This is a genomic window from Clavibacter davisi (assembly GCF_052751415.1).
Genome location: NZ_CP199882.1, coordinates 1,667,005 through 1,685,898, shown reverse-complemented (window position 1 = coordinate 1,685,898; position 18,894 = coordinate 1,667,005). Strand labels below are relative to the sequence as shown.

Sequence of the window (18,894 nt, the reverse complement as noted above, 5' to 3'; positions counted from 1 at the left end):
TCAGGAGGTGGTGCTGACCGCGTGCCTCGACGAGGCGTGCGGTGAGTCGGGGGTGCGTCCCGCGGCGGCGACGACGCCGCGGGGGATGACGAGTCGCTGCACGACGGCGAACACGCCGTCGACGACGAGCGCGAGGGCCGTGACGAGGATCGATGACGCCAGGAGGAGCGGGAAGTCCCGCGTGGTGAGGCCGGTGAAGATGTCGCGCCCGAGGCCGCCGAGGCCGAGGAAGGCGCCCAGGGTGACGGTGCTCACCACCTGCAGGGTCGCCGCGCGGAACCCGCTGATGATGAGCGGCAGGGCCAGGGGGATCTCGACCCGACCGAGGATCTGCCGTTCCGTCATCCCCACCGCGCGGGCGGCGTCGATGGCGGGCCGGTCGACGGCCTGGATCCCGGCGTACACGCCCGCGAGGAGCGGGGGGATGCCGAGGACGGAGAAGGTGAGGATCGGCCCGGTGAGCCCGATGCCGAACAGGAGGCCGAGGAGCACCAGCACGCCCAGCGTGGGCAGCGCGCGCAGCCCCCCGGAGAAGGCGACGGCGACGTTGCGTCCACGACCCGTGTGCCCGATGTAGAGCCCGGCGGGCACGGCCACGAGCGCCGCCAGGCCCATGGCGAGGCCGGTGTAGGAGAGGTGCTCGAGGAGGCGCGTGCCGTATCCGGTGCCCCCGCCCCACCTGGAGCCGTCGAGGAGGAGGCCGAACGCCTTGGCGAAGAGGTTCACGAGGCGCTCGCATCCGTGACGAGGGCGGCGCGGCGGGCGGAGCGCGACCGCGCGCGGAGGGAGGGCGTGCTGGCCCACGGCATGAGGAGCCGACCGGCGATGACCAGCAGGAGGTCGAAGACGAGGGAGATGAGGAGGATGCCGACGATCCCGGTGAGGATCTCCGTGTAGAACTGCCGCCGGTACCCCGAGAGGATCATCGTCCCGAGGCTCTGGATGCCGGACAGCGACCCGACCGTCACCATGCTGACCGTGCTCACCGAGACGACCCGGAGGCCGGCGAGCAGGACGGGCCCGGCCAGGGGCAGCTCCACGCGCCAGAAGCGCCCCCATCCGGCGTAGCCCATCGCGGTGGCGGACTGCGTGACGTCCTCGGGGACGGACGCCAGGGCGTCCGCGGTGATCCGGATCATGAGCGCGACGGCGTACACGCTGAGGGCGACCACGACGTTGAGCGGGTCGATGATGGTCGTGCCGATGATCGCCGGGATGGACAGCAGCAGGGCGATGGACGGGATCGTGTACAGCGCGCCCCCGACCGCGAGCAGCGAGCCGCGCGCCCGTCGGTAGCGGTTCGCCAGCCAGCCGAGCGGCAGCGAGATCACGAGTCCCAGGATGATGGGCGTCGCCGACAGCGCCACGTGCGCGACGGCCAGGTCGAGCACCGTCTGGATGTTCGTGAGGACCCAGTTCACGCGGGTCCCGCACCCTGCGCCGGAGCACCGGGGGCGTGCGCGGCCCCCGCCTCGGTCGTGGCGCGCCCGGACGTGGCGCGCTCCGATGCGGCGGCGGTCCGGGCGGCGCGGTCCTCGTCGTCGAGCACGCCGACGAGGCGGCCGTCGCGGTCGACGAGCACGCGGCCCGTGCCGGTGTCCTCGAGGTGGAGCGCGCGCTTGCCCTTGTCGGCGCCCACGAAGTCGCGGACGAAGTCGTTCGCCGGGGCCGAGAGGATCTCCTGCGGCGTGCCCTGCTGGGCGATGCGGCCGCCCTTCTCGAGGATCACGACCTGGTCGCCGAGGAGGAAGGCCTCGTCGATGTCGTGCGTGACGAAGACGACGGTCTTGTCGAGCTGCGTCCGGAGGCGGATCAGCTCCTGCTGCAGGTCGTCGCGCACGAGCGGGTCGACGGCGCCGAACGGCTCGTCCATGAGCAGGATGTTCGGGTCGACCGCGAGCCCGCGGGCCACGCCCACGCGCTGCTGCTGACCGCCGGAGAGCTGGGACGGGTAGCGGTCGGCCATCGAGCGGTCGAGGCCGACGGTGTCCATGAGCCGGAGCGCGTCCTCGCGCGCCTTCCGCTTGTCGACGCCCGTGAGGCGGGGCACGGTCGCGATGTTGTCGACGACCCTGCGGTGCGGCAGGAGGCCCGAGTTCTGCATCACGTAGCCGATGCTGCGGCGGAGCTTGACGGCGTCCTGGGTCGCGATGTCGGTGCCGTCGATCTCGATGCGGCCGCTCGTGGGATCGACCATGCGGTTGATCATGCGCATGAGTGTCGTCTTGCCGCAGCCCGAGGACCCGACGAGGACCGTCGTGGTCCGCGAGGGGACGACGAGGCTGAAGTCCTCGATCGCGAGCGTGCCGTCCGGGTACTGCTTGCGGACGTGGTGGAACTCGATCATGGGTGGCTCATTCCTCGTAGGCACTACGAATCGACACTTGCCAGGCACACCAGCGAACCACGCCCGCCGCGGTTCGGCCGCACCGGCGGCTCCCCTGACGCCACTTCGTAACAAATGGACGCTCGCCGGACAGCCCACCGGACGCGGGCCGGGGACCCGGGCATCCGGGGCGTCGGCCAGGATGGAGGGCATGACGCGCATCCTCGCCCGGGCCCTGTCCGCCGACGACCTGGTCGCCCTGCTCGACGTCGACCACGCGGGCGACGCCGTGCCCGCACCCTCCTGGCGCATCCAGCCGGGCCAGCGCGTCGCCGTCCTGGTGGACACGCTCCCCCGCCGCGCCGAGGGCGACACGGAGGACCAGGTGCCCGTCCGCCGGCTCGAGTCCGCGCGCTGGGGCCTCGTCCCGGCCGGATCCCCGGGGCCGGACCAGGTCCCGCCGCTCGCCGAGGTCCCCGCCGAGTCCCTCGCCTCCCGGCCCGAGCTCCTGCCGGCGCTCGTCTCCCGGCGCGCGGCCGTCCCCGTCTCCGGCTACTACGAGCACCACGAGACCGACGACGGGCTCCGCACGCCCTACCTCGTCGGCGCGGGTGACGGCGTCGTGCTGCTCGCGGCGCTGTACGAGTGGTGGCGGGATCCGTCGCGCGCCACCGACGACCCGGCCCGCTGGGTGCTGAGCTGCGCCGTCCTCACCCGGCCCGCGGCCGGCACGGTCGAGGCGCTGGCCGAGCGGATGCCCGTCGTGCTGTCGCCGGACGTCGTCGAGGAGTGGCTCGACCCCACGGCGGAGGGCTCGCCCGACCTGCTACGCGCGGTGGCCGCGCAGGCCGAGGACGTCATCGAGGAGCTCGCGATGGACGAGGTCGGCCCCGGCGTCGACCAGGGCGCGCCGGACACCGCGGCGCTCGCCCGCCCGGTGTGATGGGCGTCCCGCTCCGCCCGGGTCTGCTTGACTGAGCGCGTGGCCCCCTCCTCGAAGAAGAAGAAGCACGCGACCCGCACGCTCCTCGAGTCCCCCGCCGCCGCACCCGTCCTGCACCGGGCGGCGCGCATGGAGGACCGCATCCACGAGATCCGCGAGGGCCGCGCCCGCAAGCGGGGCCTCCAGCCGACCGTCATCCCGTACGCGGGCTACGGATCCGTCCGGTGGGTGCGCGTGCTCTGCCGCGTCCTCCTCACCGACCCGAAGAGCAAGCGCGCGCTGGCCGGCGACAAGGTCGTCCGCGGCTGGCGGAGCTTCACCAGCGTGCCGCTCACCGACGTCGACGTGGTCGTCGAGATCGACGGCACCGAGCACCACGTGCGGGCCGACCGAGGCGGCGTCGTCGACACGGTCGTCGAGGCGGCGCTGCCGAGCGGGTGGCACACCATCCGCATCCGCTCCGAGGGGTCGGAGACCGTCGAGGCCCCGGTGTTCATCGTGGGCGACGACGTGCGCACCGGGATCCTCAGCGACGTCGACGACACCGTCATGGTCACCGCGCTCCCCCGGCCCTTCCTCGCCGCGTGGAACACGTTCGTGCTCGACGAGCACGCGCGGACCCCCACGCCCGGAATGGCCGTGCTCTACGAGCGCCTGCGCGTGCGGCATGCGGGCTCGCCCGTGCTGTACCTCTCGACCGGCGCCTGGAACGTGGCGCCGACGCTCACCCGCTTCCTGTCGCGGAACCTGTACCCGCCGGGCCCGATCCTCCTCACCGACTGGGGTCCCACGGTCGACCGCTGGTTCCGCAGCGGCATGGAGCACAAGCGGCTGAACCTCCAGCGGCTCGCCGAGGAGTTCCCGCGCGTGAAGTGGATCCTCGCGGGCGACGACGGCCAGCACGACGAGCTGCTCTACGGCGAGTTCGCGGAGCGGAACCCCGACAACGTGAAGGTCGTGCTCATCCGCCAGCTCAGCGCCGGCGAGGCCGTGCTGGCGGGCGGCCGCGCCAAGGCCGAGGAGCGGGCGCTCGACAGCAGCGTCCCGTGGGTCTACGCCCCGGACGGCGCGAGCCTCCTCGCCCAGCTCGACGACCTCGGCCTCGCCGACGACTCCGGCACCCGCATCGGCACCTAGTCCCCGCACCACGACGAGGGCCCCGCAGGAGATCTCCTGCGGGGCCCTCGCGCGTGCGGGTGGATCAGACGGCGTCGGTGAGCGCCTGGAACTCGTCGTCGGTGAGCTCGATGGCCGCCGCGGCGATGTTGTCCTCGACGTGCCCGACCGACTTGGTGCCGGGGATCGGCAGCATCACGGGCGAGCGGCGCAGGAGCCAGGCGAGCGCGAGCTGCGACGGGCTCGCGTCGTGCTGCTTCGCGAGGGCGTCGAGCGGGCCGCCGTCCTTCGCGAGCTCGCCGGTCGCCAGCGGGAACCACGGGATGAACGCGAGGCCCTCGGCCTCGGCGTACTCGAGCAGCGGCTCGGCGTCGCGCTTGGCGAGGTTGAAGAGGTTCTGCACGGAGACGATCTCGGCGATCTCCCGCGCCGCCTTCACATCGTCGACGGAGACCTCGGACAGGCCGATGTGGCGGATCTTGCCCTCGGACTGCAGCTCCTTGAGCACGCCGATCTGGTCCTCCAGCGGCACGGCCGGGTCGATGCGGTGCAGCTGGTACAGGTCGATGCGTTCGAGGCCGAGGTGGCGGAGGCTCAGCTCGGCCTGCTGGCGCAGGTACTCGGGGCGGCCGACAGGGCGCCAGTCGCCGGGGCCGGGGCGCGTGAGCCCGCCCTTGGTCGCGACGACGACGTCATCGGCGTACGGGTGGAGCGCCTCCTTGAGGAGCTCCTCGGCGACGAACGGGCCGTAGGAGTCGGCGGTGTCGAAGAACGTGACGCCGAGCTCGGCGGCGCGGCGGATGACGCGGACGGCCTCGGCCGGGTCCGCGGGGGCGCCCCAGACGCCTTCGCCGGTCAGCTGCATGGTGCCGTAGCCGAGACGGACGACGGGCAGGTCGCCGCCGATGGTGAACGTGCCGGATGCGCCGGCTGCGGTGGTGGTGTCGGTCATGTGGACCCTCCTCGGGTGTCGATGACGAGGGAGGCGTCTGCCGCCCTCGGGACCCTGGTGCCAACGCACGGGTCGCCGGATCCATGCCCGATGCACGTGACGAGCACGAGACCCTCAGGCTCCGGTGGAGGGTGAGGCGGATCCGCCCGCTCCCCTCGTGGATGTCGGCGCGCGTTCCTACACTCGGACCAGACGTTCGAACACCCGTTCGAACGCACGAGGCGCGGCCGGCGCGACGACGGGAGGAGCGGCATGATGCGGATCGACGAGGACGTGGAGGTCGAGCTCTCGGGAGACGGCTCGCCGCTGCGGTTCACCTGGCGGGGCGTCGTGTACGGCGTCGTCAGCTCGCCCGAGCGGTGGATCGCGCGGGTCGACTGGTGGCAGCGCACGGGCCGCGCGCCCCGCGGCGCGAGCGGGCACCTGCTCGAGCTCCGGATGTGGCGCGTCGAGGCCGTGCCGCTCACCACGGGAGCGCGCCGGGTCGACGGGTCCTTCGACCTGAGCGTCGACGGGCGCGGCAGGTGGTCGCTCGTCACGGCGTCGGACGAGGAGCTCGACACGCGCCTGTTCGCCTGAGCGCGGCTGTGGGTGACGCGGGGAATAGCCGACGGCGTCCCGGCCTTGGACCCCTCGGCGCCGCGCACGGCGCCGGCACGCGGTCACCCGGATCGCGGCGCACGGAGGGACCCGGCATGGCGGCACTCGAGTGGCTGTTCGACGCGCAGCTCCGCATCGGCGACCAGGTCGTGCTCTGGCGCGAGATCGTCGGCAACCTGTTCGGCCTGGCCAGCGCGCTCGGCGGCATGCGCCGGAGGGTGTGGGCGTGGCCCGTCGGCATCGTCGGCAACGTGCTGCTCTTCACCGTCTTCCTCGGCGCCGTCTTCGGCACGCCGAACCCCGTGAACCTCCTCGGCCAGGCCGGGCGCCAGGTCATGTTCATCGCCGTGTCCGTCTACGGCTGGCACCGCTGGCAGCAGGCCCGCCACGGCGGCGCGCCCGTCGTGCCGCGCTGGGCGTCCGGCCGCCAGCGCGCGCTGCTCGTGGTCGCGCTCGTCGGCGGCACCGCGCTCCTCACGCCGCTGTTCCGCGCGCTCGGCTCCTACGAGCCCGTGTGGGCCGACGCCTGGATCTTCGTCGGCTCGCTCCTCGCCACCTACGGCATGGCGAAGGGCTGGGTCGAGTTCTGGCTCATCTGGGTGGCGGTCGACCTCGTCGGCGTGCCGCTGCTCGTGGGCGCCGGGTACTACGCGTCCGCGTTCATGTACGTCTTCTACGGCGCCTTCACCCTCACGGGCTTCTTCGTGTGGATGCGCGCCCGCGGCACCGCGGCGCCCGCGGTCGAGACGGCGTTCCCGGATCCGCGCGTCGTCGAGGCGCCCGCCGAGCGCTAGGTCGAGGTCGGCCCGGTCGGCGATCCCCCGGTCGGCGAGCCCGCGGTCAGCGGCCCTGGCCGTTGGAGCAGGTGCTCTGCGCCGCCGTCTGCCCGGTGATGCTCGGGTCGAGCACCTCCGAGGTCGGGGTGGGCGGCGTCGTCGGCGACGCGCCCTCGGCGGGCGACGCGCCCTCGGCGGGCGGCGCGCCCTCGGCAGGCGGCGCGGCCTCGGCGGCCGGCGTCGGGGTCCCCGCGCCCGGCACGCTGCTGCCCGGCACGCTGCCGGCATCGTCGCTCGGAGCCGGCTGGCCGAGCGAGAAGTCCGCGTCGGAGGCGAGCAGGCTCACGAGCTGCGCGGCCGCCGCCTCGTCCGGCTGCACGCGGCCGTTGGCGAGGACCGCGCCCGGGTACTGGAGGAACACGACGTCGTCGAGCGGGATGTCCTTGAAGGTCAGCGCCACAGACACGAGGGTGTCCAGGTCGGCGAGCGACGTCGAGAGCTGCATGTTGTCGACCACGGCGCGCGCGATGCCGTAGAGCTTCGCCGGGTTCGTGAGCGTGTCCGCGCTCTTGATCGTGCGGACGAGCGCGCTGAGGAAGACCTGCTGGTTGCCGATGCGCGAGATGTCGCTGCCGTCGCCCACGCCGTAGCGCGTGCGGAGGAACTGCACCGCGTCCTTGCCCTGGAGGGTGTGCGGGCCCGGATCGAGCGCGAGGTCGGTCTTCTTGTCGTAGATCCCGTTGGCCACGCAGACCTCGACGCCGCCGACCGCGTTGGACATCTCCACCACGCCGTTGAACTGCACGACCCCGCCGTACGGGATGTCGAGTCCCGTGAGGCCCTCGACCATGCGCACGGTGCACTCGAAGCCGCCGCGCGTCAGCGACTCGTTGAGCTGGGCGCGCGCGCTGGCCGGGTACTTCGTGCCGTCCGGTCCCTCGCAGGCGGGGATGGGGACGAGCATGTCGCGGGGGAAGGAGATGACCGTCGCGCGGCTGCTGTCCTCGCTGATGTGCAGGAGCATCGTCACGTCGTTGAGCGAGGCCGTGCCCACGTCCTTCGCGGCGCCGTAGCCGTCGCCCTGGCCGGCGCGGCTGTCGCTGCCGACGATGAGGATGTTCGCGCCGCCGTCGATGCCGCCGAGGGACGGCGGGAGGGCCTGGCCGCCGGAGATGTCGACCTGGTTCGCGGAGACGGTGCGGGAGAGGTCCCAGGCGGCGATGCCCACGACCGAGACCGTGCTCACGAGGGCGACCACCGCCGTCACCGCCACGCCCTTCATCACCGTGCGACCGGCGCTCGGGGCGCGGAGCCGACCGTGGCGGGCGATGCCGCGGACGCGGGCCCGATCGGCGCGGGTGCTCTGGGGGGCGTGCTGCATGGATGGATCTCTCGTCGCCGGGTGGGGAGCGCCGGGCTCGGGCACCCGGATCATCCACAGGCTAGCCGAGCCCGGTGGAGAGTCCCATCGGCACGCGGGCCGGATGCGCTATGCGCCCGCGCGCTCCCCGCCGCGCAGGTGCGCGTCGAGGAACGCGTCGATCCGGCGCCAGGCGTGCGCGGCCGAGGCGGGCTCCGTGCCCATGCCGAGCGCGCGCAGCACGGGGCGGAGGATCCGCGGGCCCGGCTCCGCGTCGTCGAGGAACGCGTGCCCGGCGTCCGGGTGCTCGCGCACGTCGTGGTCGATCCCGTGCGCGACGAGGGCGGCGGCGAGCCGGTCGGCGGATCCCGCCAGCTGCCGGTCGCGTCCGCCGTAGCTCGCGACGATCGGGCACGCAGAAGGGCCCGTGAACCACCACGACCGCGGGCCAGGGGCCCTCGCCGTCGGGGACCGCCAGCACGCCGTGCAGGCCCGGCCGGCGCCGGTCAGCGCCAGGCGGTCGGGCCTGTGGAGCCCGCGCGGTACTCGGCCATGGGCACGCGGTCGCCCTTCCAGGCGCGCATGACGGGCGCGACGATGCGCCAGCACCGCTCGGCCACGTCGCCGCGGACGGACAGCCGCGGGTCCCCCGCGAGGATCCCGTCGAGCACCTCGCCGTAGGGCGTGAGCTCGGGCTGCGCGAACTCGGCCCGGAACGTGGACTGCGTGAGGGTGAAGGGCTCGCCCGTGCCGTCCATCGTGACCTCGAGCGAGATGCCGTCGGGCTTCAGGTCGATGATGAGGCGGTCGGGCCGGGCCGGGCCGTGGAGCCCGCGCGGCAGGTGCGCCACGGGCTTGAAGGTGACGATGATGCGCTTCGACGCCTCCTTGAGGGCCTTGCCCGAGCGGAGGCGGAAGGGGACGCCGGCCCAGCGCGCGTTGGCGACGCCGAAGGTGACCTCGGCGAGCGTCTCCGTCTCGTTGGCCGGATCCACCCCCTCCTCCTTGGCGTAGGCGGGGATGCGGGTGCCGTCGATGGTGGCGCCCGTGTAGCGGGCACGGCGGCTGTGCGCGACGGGGTCGTTGCCCCACACCTCGGTGGCGCGGAGCACGGAGGCGATGTTCGAGCGCAGGTCGTCCGGGTCGATGCTCGCCGGCGGCTCCATGGCGAAGACCGCGAGCACCTGCAGCAGGTGGCTCTGGATCATGTCGACCAGCGCGCCCGACTTGTCGTAGTAGGCCGCCCGGCCCTCGAGCGCGAGCGTCTCGTCGTAGAGGATCTCGACCTTCTCGATGTCCTTCGCGCTCCACACCGACTCGAAGAAGCGGTTGGCGAAGCGCAGCGACACGAGGTTGAGCACCGTGGAGAGGCCGAGGAAGTGGTCGGTGCGGTGGATGCGGTCCTCCGGCACGAGCTTCAGCAGCTGGCGGTTGAGCTGGGCGGCCGTGCGGCTGTTCGACCCGAAGGGCTTCTCGAGCGCCAGCGTGGTGCCCTCCGGCAGGTCGAGCTGCTCGAGCTTCTCGCACACGGCGATGGAGATGGCCGGCGGCAGCGCGAAGTAGAGGGCCGGCGCGCCCTCGCATGCGTCGAGGATGCGCTTCAGGTCGTCGAGGTCCGTGGGGTCGGCCTGGATGTACTTCGTGGACGAGACGATGCCCGCCGCGCGACGCCCCTTCGCGTCCACCGAGTCGAACGCCGCCTTCACGGTCTTCCGCCACTCGTCCGCCCCGCGCTCGCTCCGGCCGGTGCCGATGAGCTGGATCCGACGCCCCCTGTCGCTCGCCACGAGGCTGCCGAGACCCGGCAGGAGGAGGCGTTCCGTGAGGTCGCCGCTGGCGCCGAGGATGACGAGGGTGGAGGGTTCGCTGGTCATCCTCCGAGACTACGGGTCGCGGCCGCGCGGGAGCCGACCTACACTGGGCGAGTCGAACATCCGTTCGAACCTCGTGCCCGGGAGGGCGCGGCAGATCCGTCGGGAGGCGCGCGTGAGCTTCACCCACCTGCACGTCGCGTCCGCCTTCTCCGCCCACTTCGGCACCACGGCGCCCGAGGCGCTGGTCGACCAGGTCGCGTCCCGGGGCGCGTCGGCCGCGGCCATCACCGACCGCGACGGGCTCTACGGCGCCGTCCGCCACATCCGCCGCGCGATCGCCGCGGGCGTCTCCCCCGTCGTCGGCGCGGAGCTCGGTCTCACGGGCGAGCACCCGGGCCGGATCACGGTGCTCGCGCACGGCGGCACGCACGGCCAGGGATGGGCGGCGCTCAGCCGGCTCATCAGCGCGAGCCACGGGCGGGGCACGGCGCGCAGCACGGCCCGCAGCGCCCAGGCGGGCATCTCCCGCACCCGGCCGCCCGGGTTCCTCCTCGGCGAGGACGGGCCGGTCGGCACCGTCCTGCTCGGGCCCGACTCGGACGTGGGCCGCGCGGTCGCGGCGGGCGACCACGCGCTCGCCTCCCGACACCTCACGGAGTGGGCGCGGCTCCTGCCGGGCGCGATCGCCGTCGAGGTGGTCTGCCACTACACCGAGCCCGGCGAGGCCGCGAGCCTCCGCCACGCCGCCCGGATGCTGGAGCTCGCGGACGCGCACCGCGTCCCGGCCGTCCTCACCAACGCGGTCCGCTACCTCGAGCCCGACGACGCGCTCACGGGCGACGTGCTCGACTCCGCGGGCACGCTCCGGCCGCTCGGCTCGTTCCGGCCGCAGCCCAACGGGCAGGCGTGGCTGAAGACCCCGGAGGAGATGCAGGGGATCGCGCGTGAGATCGCCGGCGCCTCCTCCCTCGACCGCCGCGCCGGCGAGGCCCTGCTGCGCGCCACCGAGGAGCTCGCCGACCGCTGCCGCCTGGATCCGGACGCCGACCTCGCCTGGCGGAAGCCGAAGCTGCCGGAGAAGGAGGTCATCGGGGTCACGGGCGACCCGGACGAGGCGCTCTGGCGGAAGGCCGAGGCCGGCGTCACCGAGCGGTTCGGCCACGTCGACGAGGCCATGCGGCAGCGCGTGCTCGCCCGCATGCGCACCGAGCTGCAGACCATCACGGGCTTCGGCTTCGCCACCTACTTCCTCACGGTCGCCGACGTGTGCTCGCTCATGCGGGACATGGGCGTGCGCAACCAGGCGCGCGGATCCGGCGCGGGCAGCCTGGTCAACTACCTCCTGCGCATCTCCAACGTCGACCCGCTCGAGCACGACCTGCTCTTCGAGCGCTTCCTCGGCAAGGTGCGCTCGACGCTGCCCGACATCGACATCGACGTGGAGTCCGCGCGGCGGCACGAGGTGTACCACCGGGTGTTCGAGCGGTACGGCAGCAACCGGGTCACGCTGCTGTCGATGCAGAACACCTACCGGGCCCGGGGCGCCGCGCGCGACGCGGGGCTCGCGCTCGACCTCGACGAGCAGCAGATCGACTTCATCGCGAAGAACATCTGGCGCTTCAACGCGCGCGAGTTCCGGGCGGTGCTCGAGACGAAGCCCGAGCTGAAGCCCATCGCCGACCTCGTGCGGGACGACCCGAGCATCGACCTGCTGGTCGACCTCACCGAGCGGCTCGACCGGCTCCCCCGGCACATCTCGATGCACCCGTGCGGCGTGATCCTCGGCGACTCCGACCTGCTGAGCACCACCCCGGTGCAGCCGAGCGGCATGGGCCTGCCCATGAGCCAGTTCGACAAGGACGACATCGACGACATGGGGCTCCTGAAGCTCGACATCCTCGGCGTGCGGATGCAGAGCACCATGGCGTACGCGCTGGACGAGATCCACCGCATCCACGGCACGCGGTCGGCGGTCGCGGGCGGCATCCCGGTGGACGCGCGCTACGTGCACCGCGACGGCCGCATCGAGCTCGACGAGATCCCGCACGACGACGAGGAGACGTTCGCCGCCATCCGCACCACGCACACGCTCGGCATGTTCCAGATCGAGTCGCCCGGCCAGCGCGAGCTCATCGGCAAGATGCAGCCCGACGTCTACGAGGACCTCATCGCCGACATCTCGCTGTTCCGGCCGGGGCCCATGAAGGGCAACATGGTGGCGCCGTTCCTCGACACGAAGCACGGCATCACACGGCCCGACTACCTGCATCCGCGGTTCGCGCCGTTCCTCGCGCCCACCTTCGGCGTCGTCATCTACCACGAGCAGGTCATCCGGATCTTCGCCGACTGCATGCAGGTCTCCCTCGCGGAGGCCGACGAGCTGCGCCGCAACATGGAGCGGCAGGACACCGTCGTCGAGCAGGCGTTCCGGGAGCGCACGACCACGCACGTCGACGGCCGCACGGGCCGCCGCCCGTTCTCCGACGCCGACGTCGAGCGCATCTGGAAGGCGCTGAAGGGCTTCGGCTCGTTCGGGTTCTGCAAGGCGCACGGCGCGGCGTTCGCGCTGCCCACCTGGCAGAGCGCGTGGCTGAAGACGCACTACCCGGCGGAGTTCCTCGCGGGGATCCTCACGCACGACCCCGGCATGTACCCGAAGCGCCTGCTGCTCACCGAGGCACGGCGGATGGGCGTGCCCGTGCTGCCGCTCGACGTGAACCGGTCCACGGACGCCTACCGGGTGGAGCGCGTGGAGGGCGAGGCGACCACGGGGCGCACGCGCATCGGCGAGCTGGGCATCCGGCTGTCGCTGCAGGACGTGCACGGCATGAGCGAGGCGGAGACGGCGCGCATCGTCGCCGGGCAGCCCTTCGACTCCATCTCCGACTTCTACGCGAAGGCCCAGCCGTCGCGCGCGCTGCTCGAGCGGCTCGCCGCGGTGGGCGCGCTCGACCCGCTCGCCGCGTCCGCCGACGACGCCGGCGGCACCGCCGACGACGCCGGCGGCACCGCCGCCGGCGCCCGGGGTCCGGCGTCGCGCGGCGACGTCATGGCGTACGTGCGGCGGCTCACGGCGCGGACGGCCCGGCCCGCGGATCCGGCCGGCCAGCTGCCGCTCTTCGTCGACGACCGCGACCTCATCCCGCGCGGCTCGCCCGACCCCGACGGCCGGGCGCGGGTCGCCGCCGAGCTCGACATCCTGCAGATGGAGGTCACCGAGCACGTGCTCGAGAGCTACCGCCCGATGCTCGACGAGCTCGGCGTCATCCCGGCGAGCCAGCTGCTGGAGGTGCGCAGCGGCTCGGAGGTGGTGGTGGCGGGGATCCGCATCGCCACGCAGACGCCGCCCATGCGCAGCGGCAAGCGCGTGGTCTTCATCAGCCTCGACGACGGCTCGGGCTGCTCCGACTCCACCTTCTTCGACGAGGCGCAGCAGAAGGCGGGGCCCATGCTCTTCGGCACGCGGCTGCTCGTCATCCGCGGGCGCACCCGGCGCACGGGCGAGCGGGGCGTCTCCATCCAGGCGGAGGACGCGTGGGACCTGAAGGAGATGTGGGCGCGCTGGCAGGACGCGCGGCGGCAGGGCGGCGCGGGCGGCGCCGACGGGATGGACGACGCGGCCCAGGTCGCCTGAGCGGGTCGGCCCGCGGGATGATGGGGTACCCGAGATCCGCCGGAGGCCGCACGTGCGCATCACCACGACCGTCCGCACCACCACGCGGATCCCGTTCGTCCAGGTGGTCAAGACGAGCGTGGCCGCGATCATCGCCTGGTTCGTGTGCATCGCCCTGCTCCCGGCGCAGCTGCCCATCTTCGCGACCATCGCCGCGCTGCTCGTGGTGCAGCCGAGCATCAACCAGACCTTCGGCAAGGCGGTCGAGCGCAGCCTGGGCGTGATCACCGGGGTGCTGCTCGCGCTCGTCCTCGGCCTGGCCCTCGGCACGTCGAGCGGGGTGGTGCTCCTCGCGGTCGTCGTCGCCGTGCTGGTGGGCTGGGTGTTCCGCCTGACGCCGGGGTCGAGCACGCAGATCCCCATCAGCGCGATGCTCGTGCTCGCCATCGGGCAGCTCTCGCCCGTGTACGCGGTCGACCGCATCGTGGAGACGATCCTCGGCGCGGCGATCGGCGTGGTCGTCAACATCGCGATCGCCCCGCCCGTGCTGCACGAGGCGAGCCGCCGCGCGGTCATCGGCCTCGCGGGCGACTGCGCCGCCGCGCTCGACCGGCTGGCCGGCGCGCTGGCCGAGCCCGTCGACCGCGAGGAGCTGGACCGCATGCTCGTGCGCGCCCGCGAGCTCCGGCCGCGGCACACGAAGGCGGTCGCCGAGGTCGACCGCGGCCTCGAGAGCCTCACGCTGAACCCGCTCCGCCGTCGGCACCGCGCGCTGCTGGAGGCCGACCGGGAGCTGCTCGCGACCCTCACCGTGCTCGTCAACCGCGTGGTCGGCATGACGCGCGCGGTGCACGACCGCTACGACGCGTCGCTCGCGGAGGAGCCCGTGGTGCGCGGCATCGCGACCGAGCTGACGCGCGCCGCCCACGACGTGCGGCTGCTCGCCGAGCACGCGCTGCCGGGAGGCGGAGCCGCGGACGCCGCGCACGAGGAGCCGGCGCTCACGGCGCCGCTCGTGGTGCTGCAGCCGAACGAGGAGCACTGGATACTCATCGGCTCGCTGCTGGAGGACATCCGCCGCATCCGCTCCGAGATCATCGGCGGCGCGGAGTGACGCGGCCGCTGCCCGGCTACAGCCCGCTCGAGCTCGACCCGGATCCGCGCGCGGCCGGCCTCGTCCGCGGCACGACGCCCACGCCGCTCGGGGTCGTGCGGCACCACCACGTGGCGCGCCGCGGATCCGACACCGCGACCGTCCTGCTGCACGGCGCCGCCGGGTCGTGGACCACGTGGACGCCGCTCCTGCGCACCGCGCGGGACGCCGGCGTCCCGTTCGCGGACGTGGTCGCGATCGACCTGCCCGGCTGGGGCGGCTCCGCGCTCGACGCCGCCGACGCCGACGCGACCGTCGACGCCATCGCCGACGCCGTGACCCGGGTGGTCGACGGGCTCGGCTACGCGCGCTGGCGGCTGGTCGGCCACTCGATGGGCGGCTTCATCGCGCTGCACCTCGCGGCGCGCGACCCGGCCCGCGCCGTGTCGGTCGCGCTCGTCTCCCCCACCACGTACTCGGTCATCCGGAGCGTGGCGCATCCCGTCCGGGCCTTCCACGTCATCCCGGGCTTCACGATGATGCTCGGGATCATGCGCACCATGCGCCGCCTCGGCCGCCCGGGCACGGCGCTCATCCGCGGGGTCGGCCGCATCCGGCTGATGCGCGCCATCGCCCTCCCGCTCTTCGCGCACGGCTGGCGCGTGCGCCGCTCGATCGTCGACGCCATCGCCACCGAGGCGCGCCCACGCGCCTTCTCCCTCGCCGCGGAGGTGACGCGCGGCTACGACGCCGACGGGCTGTGGGCGCGCATCGCGTGCCCGGTGGTCGCGGTGCGCGGGGACGACGACGTGTTCGTCTCCCGGGACGACCTCGACCTGCTGGCGCGCGTGGTCCCCGACCTCCGCTCGGCGGTCATCCCGGACGCCGGCCACTTCGCGCACGTCGAGCGCCCGGCGGAGACGCTGCGGGCCCTTGGGCTCGCGGCGGCGCGCGCCGCCGGTCCCGCCTGACCCCGCGGGCCTGCGCTGTCCGGATCCGCCGGGATGCCGCCCCGCGACACGACGGCGCCCCCTGTCCGCGCGGGACAGGGGGCGCCGGATCCGCCGTAGCGGAGCGGGCCGGGACGGTGCCCGGCCGGGATCGCTAGGCCGCGGGGGTCGCGAGGACCGCCTGGATGTCGAGCGTGATGGTGACCTTGTCGCCCAGCAGCACGCCGCCGGTCTCGAGGGCCGCGTTGTAGGTGAGGCCGAAGTCCTCGCGGTTCACGACCGCGGTGGCCGTCGCGCCGAACTTGGTGTTGCCGTAGGCGTCCTTGCCGAAGCCGCCGAACTCGACGTCGAACGTGACGGGCTTGGTGACGCCGCGCATCGTGAACTCGCCGTCGATCTTCGCGTCGCCGTCGGCCTCGACGCGCACCGCGGTCGAGACGAAGTCGATGGTGGGGTGGTTCTCGGCGTCGAAGAAGTCGTTCGTGCGGAGGTGCTGGTCGCGGTTCGGCTCGTTGGTGTCGATCGAGACGATGGTCGCGTGGGCCTTCACGGAGCTCTGCTCGGGCGTGGCGCCGGTGACGATCTCGGCGTCGAAGTCCTTGAACGTGCCCTTGACCTTGCTGATCATGATGTGGCGGATGCTGAACCCGACCGAGCTGTGCGTCTTGTCGATGGTCCAGGTGCCGGCGATGTATCCGGGGACGGTGGTGGTGTCGCTCATGTGCGTGCCTCTCGTGCGGGGTCATGGGGTGCGGGCCGACGGCCTCGAAGGTATGCAAGCGCATGGATCTCGCATCCATTCCCGATTCCATTTGCGAGTTCATGCACTTCCCGCGGCGGGTCCGCGCCGGGCCCACCGGGCGCCTCGCCGTGGCGGTCCCGTGCCGGGCGCGGGCGTACCGTGGCGGGATGCGCGCGATCACCTTCCCCTCCCCCGGCGGCCCCGACGTCCTCTCCCTCTCCGAGCTCCCGGATCCGGTCGCCGGACCCGGCGAGGTGCTCATCCGGGTGGCGGCGGCGGGCGTCAACCGCGCCGATCTCAGCCAGCGCGAGGGCGCCTACCCGCCGCCCGCCGGCGCGCCGACGCACCTCGGGCTCGAGGTGTCGGGCACGGTCCAGGCGGTCGGCGAGGGCGCGACGCGCTGGAGCGTCGGCGACCGCGTCTGCGCGCTGCTCGCGGGCGGCGGCTACGCGGAGCTCGTCGCGGTCGACGAGCGGCACGTCCTCCCGGTCCCCGCGGGGCTCGACCTCGTCGCGGCCGCGGGGTTGCCCGAGGTGGTCGCCACCGTGTGGTCGAACATCGTGCTCGACGCCCGGCTCCAGCCCGGGGAGACGCTCCTCGTGCACGGCGGGTCCAGCGGCATCGGCACCATGGCGATCCAGCTCGCGACGCGCCTCGGTGCGCGCGTGGCCGTCACGGCCGGCAGCCCCGCCAAGCTCGACGCGTGCCGGGCGCTCGGCGCCGAGATCCTCATCGACTACCGGCAGCAAGACTTCGTGGAGGCGCTCCGCGAGGCGACGGGCGGCCGCGGCGCCGACGTGATCCTCGACGCCATCGCCGGCGACTACATCGACCGCGACATCCGCGCGCTCGCCCGCGACGGCCGGATCATGGTCATCGGCGCGCAGAGCGGCGCGCCCACGAGCATCGCCATCGGGCAGCTCATGGCCCGGCGCGGGCGGATCTGGGGCACGACGCTCCGGGCGCGCGACGCCGACGACAAGGCCCGCATCGTCGCCGCGATCCGCGCGGACGTGTGGCCCGCCGTGGTCGACGGCTCGGTCCGCCCGGTGGTCGACCGCGTCTTCCCGCTCGCGGAAGCCGCCGCGGCGCACGCGCACGTGGCGTCGTCGCAGCACGTGGGCAAGGTGCTGCTGACCGTCTAGGCCCCGGGCGCGTCCGTTCCGACGGCGTCGGCGGGCGCCGCGTCCGGCCCCGCCGCCCGGCGCGACCGGATCCCGACGAGGGACACCAGCCCGCCCGCGATCAGCAGGGCGGCCGTGACGAGCACGACGCGGTGGAACGCCGGGACGTCGAGGTCGGCCCCGGCGACGAGCCCGATGGCGGCGATCGCGACGAGGCCCGCCACGCGGGACACGGCGTTGTTCACCGCCGACGCGATGCCCGCCTGCGCGGACGGCACGGCCTCGAGCACGGTCGACGTCAGCGGCGCCACGGTCATCGAGAGGCCGAGGCCGAACACGACGATGCCCGGCAGCAGCTGCGACCAGTAGTCGACCGGCTCCGCGACCCGCAGCATCAGCAGGTAGCCGCCGCCCGCGACGACGGGGCCGATCCCCATCAGGAGGCGCGGCCCGATCCGCCCGGCCAGCGCGCCGAAGCGCGTCGACAGCAGCAGCATGATCACGGTCGTCGGCACGAGCGCGAAGCCCGCTGCCGTCGCCGACAGCCCGCCCGCCTGCTGCAGGAACACGGCGATCACGAAGCCGCCGAGCGACAGGGCGCCGTAGATCCCGACCGTCGCGATGTTGCCGACCAGGAAGTCGCGCTCACGGAAGAGGGACAGCGGCAGCATCGGATGCGGCGTGCGGCGCTCGCGGAGCACGAACAGCACGAGGCACGCGATGCCCACGACGAGGCTGGCGACCACGAGCGGGTGGCCGAGCCCGAGCCGCGACTGCTCGATGAGCGCGAACACCGGGCCGCCGATCCCGAGCGCGCCGAGCACTGCGCCCGGGACGTCGACGCGCGTGCCCTCGGCCGCGGGCGCATCGTGCGGGAGCCGCGCGAGCAGCGCGAGCGTGACGGCGATGGGGAGCACGTTGATGCCGAACACGAGCCGCCAGTCGAGCGCGTCGACGAGGACGCCGCCGAGCACGGGCCCGACGAGCATCGCGGTGCCGGTCCACGCCGTCCACGAGCCGATGGCGCGCGACTGCGCGGCTCCCCGGAACGTCTGCGAGATGAGGGCCAGCGAGCTCGGCACGAGGAGCGCCCCGGCCGCGCCCTGGGCGGCGCGCGCGGCGATGAGGACCCCCGCGGACGGGGCGACGGCGCACACGAGCGACGTCACCCCGAAGCCGACGAGCCCCCAGCGCAGCACGCGCACCCGGCCGAAGGCGTCGGAGAGGGACCCGGCCAGGAGGATCAGCGCGCCGAGGGTGATGAGGTACGCGTCCACCACCCACTGCTGCACGACGAGGCCGCCGCCGAGGTCGGCGCCGATGGCGGGCAGCGCGACGTTGACGACCGTGCCGTCGAGGAACGCGACGAAGGAGGCGAGGATCGCGACGACGAGGACGGTGCGGCCGCGGCCCTCCGCGGTGCCGCCGGTCCCGCCGCTCGATCGGGCGGGGGCGGCGGGGTGGGGCATGAGCCCAGTATGCGCC

At 73.7% G+C, this 18,894-nt stretch carries 17 protein-coding genes; 8 read left to right on the top strand and 9 right to left on the bottom strand.

All coding sequences use genetic code 11. The annotated features are described in order from the left end of the window. Genes ACU4ZT_RS08020 through ACU4ZT_RS08010 form a run of 3 tightly spaced genes read right to left on the bottom strand, consistent with a single transcriptional unit; the run spans position 1 to position 2,347 of the window. Positions 1–726: an ABC transporter permease gene (locus ACU4ZT_RS08020; RefSeq protein ID WP_445336991.1), complete on the bottom strand. Its 726-nt coding sequence runs from the start codon at positions 724–726 to the stop codon at positions 1–3. Then, on the bottom strand, positions 723–1,421 hold the full coding sequence (locus ACU4ZT_RS08015) for an ABC transporter permease (protein ID WP_445336990.1): 699 nt from the start codon (positions 1,419–1,421) through the stop codon (positions 723–725). The genes ACU4ZT_RS08020 and ACU4ZT_RS08015 overlap by 4 nt, the downstream gene beginning before the upstream one ends. Further along, complete coding sequence (locus ACU4ZT_RS08010) at positions 1,418–2,347, bottom strand: ABC transporter ATP-binding protein (RefSeq protein WP_445336989.1); 930 nt, start codon at positions 2,345–2,347, stop codon at positions 1,418–1,420. Before ACU4ZT_RS08010 ends, ACU4ZT_RS08015 begins: the two co-directional genes overlap by 4 nt. 190 nt (positions 2,348–2,537) lie before the next feature. Here ACU4ZT_RS08010 and ACU4ZT_RS08005 point away from each other — a divergent pair, with 190 nt between their 5' ends. Together ACU4ZT_RS08005 and ACU4ZT_RS08000 are read left to right on the top strand one after the other, a co-directional pair. Then, complete coding sequence (locus ACU4ZT_RS08005; RefSeq protein WP_063070302.1) at positions 2,538–3,269, top strand: SOS response-associated peptidase; 732 nt, start codon at positions 2,538–2,540, stop codon at positions 3,267–3,269. 39 nt (positions 3,270–3,308) lie between these two features. Beyond that, positions 3,309–4,406, top strand: a complete 1,098-nt coding sequence (locus tag ACU4ZT_RS08000) for an App1 family protein phosphatidate phosphatase (RefSeq protein WP_063070303.1) — start codon at positions 3,309–3,311, stop codon at positions 4,404–4,406. A 64-nt stretch (positions 4,407–4,470) separates the two neighbouring features. On the opposite strand, the gene ACU4ZT_RS07995 is transcribed toward ACU4ZT_RS08000, so the two are convergent. After that, positions 4,471–5,337 (bottom strand): aldo/keto reductase, encoded by an 867-nt coding sequence (locus tag ACU4ZT_RS07995; RefSeq protein WP_063070304.1) that lies wholly within the window; start codon positions 5,335–5,337, stop codon positions 4,471–4,473. A gap of 252 nt (positions 5,338–5,589) precedes the next feature. Between ACU4ZT_RS07995 and ACU4ZT_RS07990 the strand changes: the two genes are divergently transcribed. Both ACU4ZT_RS07990 and pnuC read left to right on the top strand, forming a co-directional pair. Next, entirely contained in the window at positions 5,590–5,916 is a 327-nt protein-coding gene (locus ACU4ZT_RS07990) for a DUF6504 family protein (RefSeq protein ID WP_237583510.1), read from the top strand. Between the two features lie 116 nt (positions 5,917–6,032). After that, complete coding sequence (pnuC, locus tag ACU4ZT_RS07985) at positions 6,033–6,731, top strand: nicotinamide riboside transporter PnuC (RefSeq protein ID WP_445336988.1); 699 nt, start codon at positions 6,033–6,035, stop codon at positions 6,729–6,731. A gap of 46 nt (positions 6,732–6,777) precedes the next feature. On the opposite strand, the gene ACU4ZT_RS07980 is transcribed toward pnuC, so the two are convergent. The 3 genes from ACU4ZT_RS07980 to ACU4ZT_RS07970 form a co-directional block, all read right to left on the bottom strand. Further along, entirely contained in the window at positions 6,778–8,094 is a 1,317-nt protein-coding gene (locus tag ACU4ZT_RS07980) for an LCP family protein (protein WP_445336987.1), read from the bottom strand. 108 nt (positions 8,095–8,202) lie between these two features. After that, positions 8,203–8,682: a dienelactone hydrolase family protein gene (locus ACU4ZT_RS07975; RefSeq protein WP_445336986.1), complete on the bottom strand. Its 480-nt coding sequence runs from the start codon at positions 8,680–8,682 to the stop codon at positions 8,203–8,205. Then, on the bottom strand, positions 8,580–9,947 hold the full coding sequence (locus tag ACU4ZT_RS07970) for a glucose-6-phosphate dehydrogenase (protein ID WP_063070307.1): 1,368 nt from the start codon (positions 9,945–9,947) through the stop codon (positions 8,580–8,582). The genes ACU4ZT_RS07975 and ACU4ZT_RS07970 overlap by 103 nt, the downstream gene beginning before the upstream one ends. Before the next feature lie 112 nt (positions 9,948–10,059). Between ACU4ZT_RS07970 and ACU4ZT_RS07965 the strand changes: the two genes are divergently transcribed. From ACU4ZT_RS07965 to ACU4ZT_RS07955, 3 genes are read left to right on the top strand one after another with little or no spacing between them, the layout of a single operon-like run. Beyond that, positions 10,060–13,521, top strand: a complete 3,462-nt coding sequence (locus tag ACU4ZT_RS07965) for a DNA polymerase III subunit alpha (RefSeq protein ID WP_414747978.1) — start codon at positions 10,060–10,062, stop codon at positions 13,519–13,521. A 52-nt stretch (positions 13,522–13,573) separates the two neighbouring features. Then, a complete protein-coding gene (locus ACU4ZT_RS07960; RefSeq protein WP_063070309.1) occupies positions 13,574–14,614 on the top strand; it encodes an FUSC family protein in 1,041 nt (346 codons plus the stop codon). Continuing rightward, positions 14,611–15,564 carry an alpha/beta fold hydrolase gene (locus ACU4ZT_RS07955; RefSeq protein ID WP_414747979.1) on the top strand — a complete coding sequence of 318 codons (954 nt, stop codon included), beginning with the start codon at positions 14,611–14,613 and terminating at the stop codon, positions 15,562–15,564. The genes ACU4ZT_RS07960 and ACU4ZT_RS07955 overlap by 4 nt, the downstream gene beginning before the upstream one ends. Before the next feature lie 133 nt (positions 15,565–15,697). Here ACU4ZT_RS07955 and ACU4ZT_RS07950 read toward each other — a convergent pair whose 3' ends face one another. Continuing rightward, positions 15,698–16,264, bottom strand: coding sequence for a YceI family protein (locus ACU4ZT_RS07950; RefSeq protein WP_063070311.1), 567 nt, complete (start codon positions 16,262–16,264; stop codon positions 15,698–15,700). A gap of 188 nt (positions 16,265–16,452) precedes the next feature. On the opposite strand from ACU4ZT_RS07950, the gene ACU4ZT_RS07945 reads away from it, so the two are divergent. Continuing rightward, a complete protein-coding gene (locus ACU4ZT_RS07945) occupies positions 16,453–17,430 on the top strand; it encodes an NAD(P)H-quinone oxidoreductase (protein ID WP_445336985.1) in 978 nt (325 codons plus the stop codon). Here ACU4ZT_RS07945 and ACU4ZT_RS07940 read toward each other — a convergent pair. Then, positions 17,427–18,878 (bottom strand): MFS transporter, encoded by a 1,452-nt coding sequence (locus ACU4ZT_RS07940; RefSeq protein ID WP_270981620.1) that lies wholly within the window; start codon positions 18,876–18,878, stop codon positions 17,427–17,429. The two genes, ACU4ZT_RS07945 and ACU4ZT_RS07940, sit on opposite strands and share 4 nt — an antisense overlap. Positions 18,879–18,894 lie beyond the last annotated feature (16 nt).